This is a genomic window from Salinicola peritrichatus, from assembly GCF_003206715.1.
Taxonomy (GTDB): Bacteria; Pseudomonadota; Gammaproteobacteria; order Pseudomonadales; family Halomonadaceae; genus Salinicola; species Salinicola peritrichatus.
On sequence record NZ_PZJU01000023.1, the window covers coordinates 25,437 to 33,067 of the forward strand.

At 57.8% G+C, this 7,631-nt stretch carries 7 protein-coding genes; 6 read left to right on the forward strand and 1 reads right to left on the reverse strand.

Features of this window, described 5'->3' with window-relative positions; genetic code table 11:
• On the reverse strand, window positions 1-828 hold the full coding sequence (locus tag DOM57_RS10025) for a TIM barrel protein (RefSeq protein ID WP_110649070.1): 828 nt from the start codon (window positions 826-828) through the stop codon (window positions 1-3).
• A 467-nt stretch (window positions 829-1,295) separates the two neighbouring features.
• Between DOM57_RS10025 and DOM57_RS10030 the strand changes: the two genes are divergently transcribed.
• From DOM57_RS10030 to DOM57_RS10055, 6 genes are all read left to right on the forward strand, one after another.
• Window positions 1,296-2,156, forward strand: a complete 861-nt coding sequence (locus tag DOM57_RS10030; RefSeq protein WP_110649071.1) for a MurR/RpiR family transcriptional regulator — start codon at window positions 1,296-1,298, stop codon at window positions 2,154-2,156.
• A gap of 62 nt (window positions 2,157-2,218) precedes the next feature.
• Entirely contained in the window at window positions 2,219-3,022 is an 804-nt protein-coding gene (gene iolB / locus DOM57_RS10035) for a 5-deoxy-glucuronate isomerase (protein ID WP_110649072.1), read from the forward strand.
• A gap of 292 nt (window positions 3,023-3,314) precedes the next feature.
• Complete coding sequence (locus tag DOM57_RS10040) at window positions 3,315-4,229, forward strand: sugar ABC transporter substrate-binding protein (RefSeq protein ID WP_110649073.1); 915 nt, start codon at window positions 3,315-3,317, stop codon at window positions 4,227-4,229.
• 63 nt (window positions 4,230-4,292) lie between these two features.
• A complete protein-coding gene (locus DOM57_RS10045; RefSeq protein ID WP_110649074.1) occupies window positions 4,293-5,837 on the forward strand; it encodes a sugar ABC transporter ATP-binding protein in 1,545 nt (514 codons plus the stop codon).
• A 47-nt stretch (window positions 5,838-5,884) separates the two neighbouring features.
• Window positions 5,885-6,913 (forward strand): ABC transporter permease, encoded by a 1,029-nt coding sequence (locus tag DOM57_RS10050; RefSeq protein ID WP_162619505.1) that lies wholly within the window; start codon window positions 5,885-5,887, stop codon window positions 6,911-6,913.
• Between the two features lie 202 nt (window positions 6,914-7,115).
• Window positions 7,116-7,475, forward strand: coding sequence for a hypothetical protein (locus DOM57_RS10055; RefSeq protein WP_204352920.1), 360 nt, complete (start codon window positions 7,116-7,118; stop codon window positions 7,473-7,475).
• The last annotated feature ends 156 nt before the right edge of the window (window positions 7,476-7,631 follow it).

Genomic DNA, 7,631 nt, shown 5'->3' on the forward strand with positions numbered 1-7,631 from the left:
TCAGGCGGTCAGCTTGCGGCGAATTTCGTCCATGCTGCCCTGAATGGCCGTGAACGGGTCATCCAAATTGCAGACCGCGGGTGCGAAGGGCTCGAAGGAGATGTACTGGTCGTAGCCCGCCGCGAGCAGTTGCTGTACCTGACCGACACTGTCCAGCCGGTCGCGTGGGCCGACCAGTAGGCGATGTTCGTCGAGCATGGTGTCGAAATTGATTGACTCATCCTCGACGCCGGAGATATGTACCAGGCCGGTAGATTCGGGGAAGAGCGCCTGTTCACCAGCGCCGGCATGGTGGAAAGTATCGTGAACCAGACTGAAACGGTGCGTCATGCCGAGTTCGCGGATGGCATCGACGGCTTCCTGCTTGGTACGCAACGATGAAATCGGGAATCCCAGAGGTTCGACGAAGCCCTGCAGGTCATAGCGCCCCAGAATGCGATCCAAGGCTGCCAGCGCGTCCTTGAGTCCAGCACGTTTTTCATGCTCGGATGCGCCGTGGTCGGCATCGACCAGGGGGCAGAGCACCAGACCATGTCCGCCGCAGGCATCGACCAGCTGAGCCAGGTTCCCGGCTTGCTCGGCACGTTCGTCATTCCAGATGTTGAACGGATAGAGCGCATTGATACTCAGGATCTCTATGCCTCTCTCTCGGGCCAGGCGTCCGGCTTCCTTGGCCTGATCGAGCGTCTGGATGCTGTTGCCACCGACATCGTTGCGCAGTTCCACGGCTTTCAGGCCTAGCTGGGCGGCTCCCTCGATCAATTCACTTACGCTCAGGCGCGGGCAGATCATGTGATTCAAGGCGAAACGTGGCGTTGGCTGGGACATGGTTGTTTTCTCTCTTGACTGTCGAGCTGAAGACGCAGGCACCGGTCTTGCCGGCTTATTAGCCTGTCGGTTGAATGGAGGCTAGAATAAGCATTCCATCAAATCAATATTTGGAAAATTTCATCTTGCAACAGGCTTGCGGGCAGAGAGACACAATAAAAGTTATTTATTATCAGCAGGATAAAAAATCATTTTGAAGGTTATCAGAGGGTTGTGCCGAACTTGTTAGGGGCATTCTGCGACCAAAGATGTAGGGCTGACATCACCAAATAAAGTCTTGCCCCAAGGGAAATGTCGCGGGCCATTGCGTCTCGGGTGAGCGTAAATGCTGAGCGAGTCACCTTTCCTGTATCATGAGAACCATATGTTCTATACTTTGGTAGGTATGGAATTTTTATTCCATGGCGACTAGGCTGCCATTACACCCGGCCAAGTACCGGCGCAGCGAACTCGGAGAACAGGCATCAATGAATCAATTACCGCAAGATTTCGCCGAACTCGAAGCGCGAATCACTGCCGAGTACGGGGCCCTGAGTCGGCGTCTGCAGCAGACGGCCCGTTTTCTGCTGGACAATCCCCAGGAAGTGGCTTTCGCCACGGTCGCCAAGCTGGCCGATCGTGCCGGTGTGACGCCATCGACGTTGATTCGCTTTGCCAACAGCTTCGGCTTCAAGGGCTTCTCGGAAATGCAGCAGCTGTTCCGGACCCGGTTGGTCGATGAATTGCCCAACTATGCCGAGCGTATCCGGGCCGTACGTACGGCGACTGGTGAAACTCCCGACAGTACCCAATTGCTTTGGGAGTTCGCCGAGGCCAATCGCGACGTGCTCGAGGCATTGCCGAGTCGTATCGATCCGCATGATCTCGAGCGAGCGCTGGATCTACTCGAGCAAGCGGAGATCGTCCACGTGCTGGGCGCCCGGCGCAGCTTCGTGGTCGCCAGCTACTTCGCCTACGCACTGCATCACATCGACAAGCGGGCCTTCCTGATCGATGGCCTGGGCGGGATGCATGGAGAGCAGATGAAAGCCGTCGGCCCCCGGGATGCCATGCTGGTGGTGAGCTTTTCGCCCTACGCGCAGGAAACGCAGGATGCCGCGGCCGAGGCCAAGGAGCGTGGCATCCCCATGGTGGTGATCACCGATTCCAGCCTGAGCCCCCTGGCACGGCTCGCGGATGTGAGCCTGGTGGTGCATGAAGCCGAAGTGAAAAGCTTCCGCGGCCTGACGGCCTCCTTGTGTCTGGCGCAGACACTGGCGATTGCGCTGGGCGTACGTCAGGACAAGGCCAGCGAGCCTGCACACGATGAGGCGAAGGCCAAGGGATGAATCCCGAGACCTAATGATCAAGCAATGATCGAATCTGAATGAAGACGAGGAGGACAGCATTCATGACTTCGCTTCTGGTACGTCCCCAGCAGCCCGATGATCAAGGCAAGATACTTGAGGTCACACCGGAATCGGCCGGCTGGGAGCATGTCGGCTTTCGCGTGCACAGGCTTGAGAAGGGCCAGAGTTTCGAATCTCATACTGGATCTCGCGAGCACTGCCTGGTTCTGCTATCCGGCAAGGCCAACGTTGCCAGTGGCGATTATCGCTGGGACAGCATCGGCGAGCGCATGGACGTCTTCGAGAAGATTCCTGCTTATTCCGTTTATCTTCCCGATGGGGTGAGTTATAGCGTCGAGGCGTTGACCGACCTCGACGTTGCGGTGTGTAGTGCCCCTGGGCATGGCACCCACCAGCCGCGCCTGATTGGCCCCGACGATGTCAAGCGAGCGACGCGGGGGACGGGCAGCAACACACGCCACATCCAGGATATTCTCCCGGAGACCGAGCCAGCGGATAGCCTGCTGGTGGTCGAGGTCTATACGCCATCTGGCAACTGGTCGAGCTACCCGCCCCACAAGCATGACGTCGACAATCTGCCGTACGAGTCGATTCTCGAAGAAACCTATTACCATCGCTTGAACCCGTCGCAGGGATTCGCATTCCAGCGCGTCTACACCGACGATCGTTCCCTGGACGAAACCATGGCAGTGGAGAACGGCGATTGCGTCATGGTGCCCCGCGGCTACCATCCAGCCGGGGTGCCGCATGGCTATGAACTCTATTATCTCAACGTGATGGCCGGGCCGAAGCGAGAATGGAAATTCCAGAACGATCCCGCGCACGAATGGATCGTCAAGCAGTAGTGTCTGGGTAGACCAGGTTCGACCCGATGTGATTGTGTATGTCAGGTGCGCAGTGAATGACGTCTCTTGCCCCGCTCCGGCGGGGTTTTTTATTAAGAGGGAATGAAATCAAATAGAATAAAAATTCTATTTATACCAAAGTATAGAATAAAACTTTTGAAAAATTCAAAATTGGAATCTAAATTCTAATTACCGTGTCCCAATCCTTTCGGGCGCGTTTTGCCGACAGGCTTGCCGTGGAGAATCACGGTCACGAACAAACAAAACAAGATCCTCACAGGAGTACCCAACCATGAAACGCCTATTGCTCGGTGCCGCGATTTTCGCCACCTGCACTTCTTCTGCCCTGGCCGCCAATATCGGTGCTTCCGTAGCGTGGTTCGATGACAACTTCCTGACCACGATGCGCAACGCCATGCAGGCGAAGGCCGATGAAATGGGGCACGAAATCCAGTTCCTCGATGCACAAGGTGATATCGGTCGCCAGTTGAGTCAGGTCCAGAGCCTCGCAGCACAAGGCGTCGATGCCATCATCATCAATCCGGTCGATACGGCAGCCACCCAGATGATGACCAAGGTCGCCGTCGAGAATGGCATTCCGCTGGTCTATGTCAACCGCCAGCCGGAAGGCAACGATCTTGAACAGAAAGACGTGGCTTTCGTAGGGTCCGACCAGAAGCTCTCGGGCAAGCTGCAAATGGAAGAGCTGGCCAAGCAACTCGGCGGCAAGGGCAACGTGGCGATCATGCTGGGCGAGCTGTCCTCCGGAGCCACGCACAAGCGCACGGAGGGCGTCAAAGAAGTCGCGGCCAAGTATCCCGATATCAAGATCATCGAGGAGCAACCGGCAGATTATCAGCGCACCAAGGCCATCAACCTGATGAATAACTGGATCGTCGGGGGCCAGGAGATCGATGCCATTGCCGCCAACAACGACGAAATGGCGCTAGGGGCACTGATCGCCATGCAGCAGTCCGGCATCCCGGCGGATTCCATTCTGGTAGGCGGCATTGATGCAACCCGAGATGCGCTTGAAGCCATGCAGCGCGGTGAACTCGACGTCACGGTCTTCCAGGATGCCCAGGGGCAGGGGGGCGGTGCCGTGAAAACAGCGATCGACATGATCGAGGGCAAGCCCGTCGACAAGACCAACATGGTGCCCTTCCAGCTGGTGACCAAGGATAACCTCGACGATTTCCTCAACTGATGACATTGAGCCTGGCGAGCCATTCGCCAGGCCGGGAAAACGAGTGAATGGAGGATTCAGACTATGGCCGCCACGATCGATTCTGCATCGAGCCCTCAGGCTTCTACGCAGTACCTTCTTGAAGTCGTCAATGCCCGCAAGACCTTTCCCGGCGTTGTCGCGCTGGACAATGTCCAGCTTCGCATCCGCCCTGGCACGGTTCATGCCCTGATGGGGGAGAACGGCGCCGGCAAGTCGACCCTGATGAAGATCATTGCCGGTGTCTACATTCCCGACGAGGGCGAAGTTCGCCTGCATGGAAAGCCCCTACAGCTCAACGGACCGCTGGATGCTCTCGAGGCTGGCATCGCCATGATCCATCAGGAACTCAACCTGATGCCGTTCATGACCATCGCCGAGAACATCTGGATCCGTCGCGAACCACTCAATGGCCTGGGGTTCGTCGATCATGCAGCGCTGGCCAGCAAGACTCAGGCTCTGTTCGACCGCCTGGGAATCGACCTGGACCCGGAAATGGAAGTGCGCCAACTGACGATCGCCGGCCGCCAGATGGTCGAGATCGCCAAGGCCGTCTCGTACGAATCGGACTTACTGATCATGGACGAGCCGACCTCGGCGCTGACCGATCGCGAGGTCGAGCATCTGTTCCGGATCATCAATGACCTGCGGGCACAGGGTAAAGGCATCATCTACATCACCCACAAGATGGATGAAGTCTTTGAAGTCGCCGACGACATTTCGGTGTTCCGCGACGGGCAGTTCATCCGCGAGGCGCCGGCCAGCGAACTGGACGCCAACGAGATCATCCGCCTGATGGTGGGTCGCGAAGTGACCCAGATGTTTCCCAAGGAAACGGTACCGATCGGGGACGTGGTGCTATCGGTTAAGCAGTTGGGCCTGGAAGGCGTCTTCGAGGATGTCAGCTTCGATGTGCATGCAGGTGAAATTCTGGGTATTGCCGGCCTGGTGGGCTCGGGACGCACCAACGTGGCCGAGACGCTATTCGGCGTGACGCCGGCTACATCCGGCACGATTGCCATCGATGGGGAAGAGACCGTGATCCGATCCCCGCACCAAGCGATGCTGCGGGGACTGGCGCTACTCACCGAGGACCGCAAGGAGACCGGCCTGTTTCTGAGCCTCTCCGTGCTGGAAAACATGGAAATTGCCGTGCTTCGCGATGGCTATACCCATGGCAGCTTCGTGTCCCAGCATCAACTCGATCAGCAGTGCGAGCATATGAAGCAGGTACTGCACGTAAAGACGCCGGATCTGGAAGAACTCATTGGCAACCTCTCAGGCGGTAACCAGCAAAAAGTCCTGATCGGACGCTGGCTAATGACCAAGCCTCGTATCCTGATCCTCGACGAACCCACACGGGGAATCGACGTCGGTGCCAAGGCCGAGATTCACCGCCTTATCTCCAAGCTCGCCGGCGAAGGCGTGGCCGTGATCATGATCTCGTCCGAGTTGCCCGAAGTACTCGGCATGAGTGATCGCATCATGGTGATGCACCAGGGCCGGGTCACCGGTTTCCTCGACCGTAGTGACGCCAACCAGATCAGCGTCATGCAACTTGCTTCCGCGCCCTCAGCGGCCAGTGCCTGAGGTCCGCATGGTCGATTCCATGCGCCGCAACCCAAAGGACAGTCAACATGGCTATTGCAACCAACAATGACACCCAGCAAATGGCAGCCACGAAACCTCGCAAGAAGAAGCTGCCGACCGAGGTCAGCATCCTGGCCGTATTGATCGGCATCGCCCTGCTGTTCGAGATCGTCGGGTGGATCGTGCGTGGCGATTCGTTCCTGATGAATCCGCAGCGCCTGTTGATCATGATCCTGCAGATGTCGATCATCGGTATCATCGCTATCGGTGTCACGCAGGTCATCATTACCGGGGGAATCGACCTGTCCTCGGGATCGGTACTGGCCCTGACCGCAATGGTCACGGCCAGTCTCGCCCAATCCTCCGATTATGTCAGGGCCGTCTATCCTGCGCTGACCGACCTGCCCTGGATCATCCCGCTAGCTGTAGGGTTGCTGGTAGGGGCCTTGGCCGGGGTCATCAACGGCTCGCTGATTGCCTTTGCAATGATACCGCCGTTCATTGCCACGCTGGGCATGATGGTGTCCGCCCGTGGTCTGGCGCGTGCCTACACAGATGGCCAGCCGGTCAGCATGTTGACCCAAGAATTCACCTGGATCGGGTCCGGTGCCAATCCTGTCATCATTTTTCTTGGTGTCGCTGTGATTTTCCATATCGCCCTGAAATATACCCGCTACGGCAAGTACACCTATGCCATCGGTGCCAACCCGCAGGCCGCCCGCGTCTCCGGTATCAATGTGCGTCGTCATTTGGTCATGGTCTATGCCATCGCGGGGCTGCTGGCCGGGCTGGCCGGAGTCGTGGCTTCCGCTCGCGCCGGTACCGGCCAGGCCGGGATGGGCCTGATGTACGAGCTGGACGCCATCGCTGCGGCTGTCATCGGCGGCACCAGTCTTGCAGGTGGCGTCGGGCGGGTTACCGGGACGGTGATCGGCGCACTGATCCTGGGTGTCATGCTGAGTGGCTTCACTTTCCTCGGAGTGGACGCCTATTACCAGGACATCGTCAAGGGCGCGATCATCGTGGCGGCCGTCATCGTTGACCAGTACCGGCAGCGCAAGCGCAAGCTTACCTGATCGCTAGAGTATTCTCTCGTAGAGCTTGCCCCGCCTGGTGCGGGGTTTTTTATGATCCGTTTTTTCTATCTCCGTGACTCATGAACATACATGATGCGGTCGAGGCAGGCGGCCACTACGGCATCCTGATGGGCAACATGAGGCGCAAGGGGAGTATTACAACCTTTCGAGCCTGGTGGAGCGCATCGCCCTAGGGAGGCTGGTGGACGAGCTGATCAAGACCCAGCACAACTGCGTTAGCGATAGCCGGCAGTACCGCGGCAACGTCATTCGCATCGGCCATGAAAAATTGCTGGTGTTTCGACGCAACAAGGCAATGGCTCTCGCGTTCTTGGCCACGGTGCAAAAGCGTGCCCAGGCAATGGTTTCCGTCACTTGGAAGGCCGCTGTACGGCGCTCCCTCCAAGGCAAGACGCTTTCCCTTGAGCAGATCTATCAAGCCATGGCGCCTTATGCCGCAATGCGCAACAACACGCATTGGCAGGCCAAGGTTCGTCAGTGTCTTCAGGACGAACGCTTTTTCGAGCGAGTCGAGACTGGGGTATACACCCTGGCTCAATAGGCGCTCAGCAAGTGACCAACCTACCCACCTACCCACCCTGGCCGGTGTAGTGGTTCACTGAAACCGGACACCCATTTAGGTGGTATCGTCGCCACCAAAGTAGAGGTGATCCATGGCCAGAAAACGTCGTTCATTCTCCACCGAGTTCAAGCGGGA

Bases quoted from the DNA above. Each gene is read 5' to 3' on its own strand.
- DOM57_RS10025 (WP_110649070.1), bottom strand. From the start codon at position 828: ATGTCCCAGCCAACGCCACGTTTCGCCTTGAATCACATGATCTGCCCG.
- DOM57_RS10030 (WP_110649071.1), top strand. From the start codon at position 1,296: ATGAATCAATTACCGCAAGATTTCGCCGAACTCGAAGCGCGAATCACT.
- iolB (WP_110649072.1), top strand. From the start codon at position 2,219: ATGACTTCGCTTCTGGTACGTCCCCAGCAGCCCGATGATCAAGGCAAG.
- DOM57_RS10040 (WP_110649073.1), top strand. From the start codon at position 3,315: ATGAAACGCCTATTGCTCGGTGCCGCGATTTTCGCCACCTGCACTTCT.
- DOM57_RS10045 (WP_110649074.1), top strand. From the start codon at position 4,293: ATGGCCGCCACGATCGATTCTGCATCGAGCCCTCAGGCTTCTACGCAG.
- DOM57_RS10050 (WP_162619505.1), top strand. From the start codon at position 5,885: ATGGCTATTGCAACCAACAATGACACCCAGCAAATGGCAGCCACGAAA.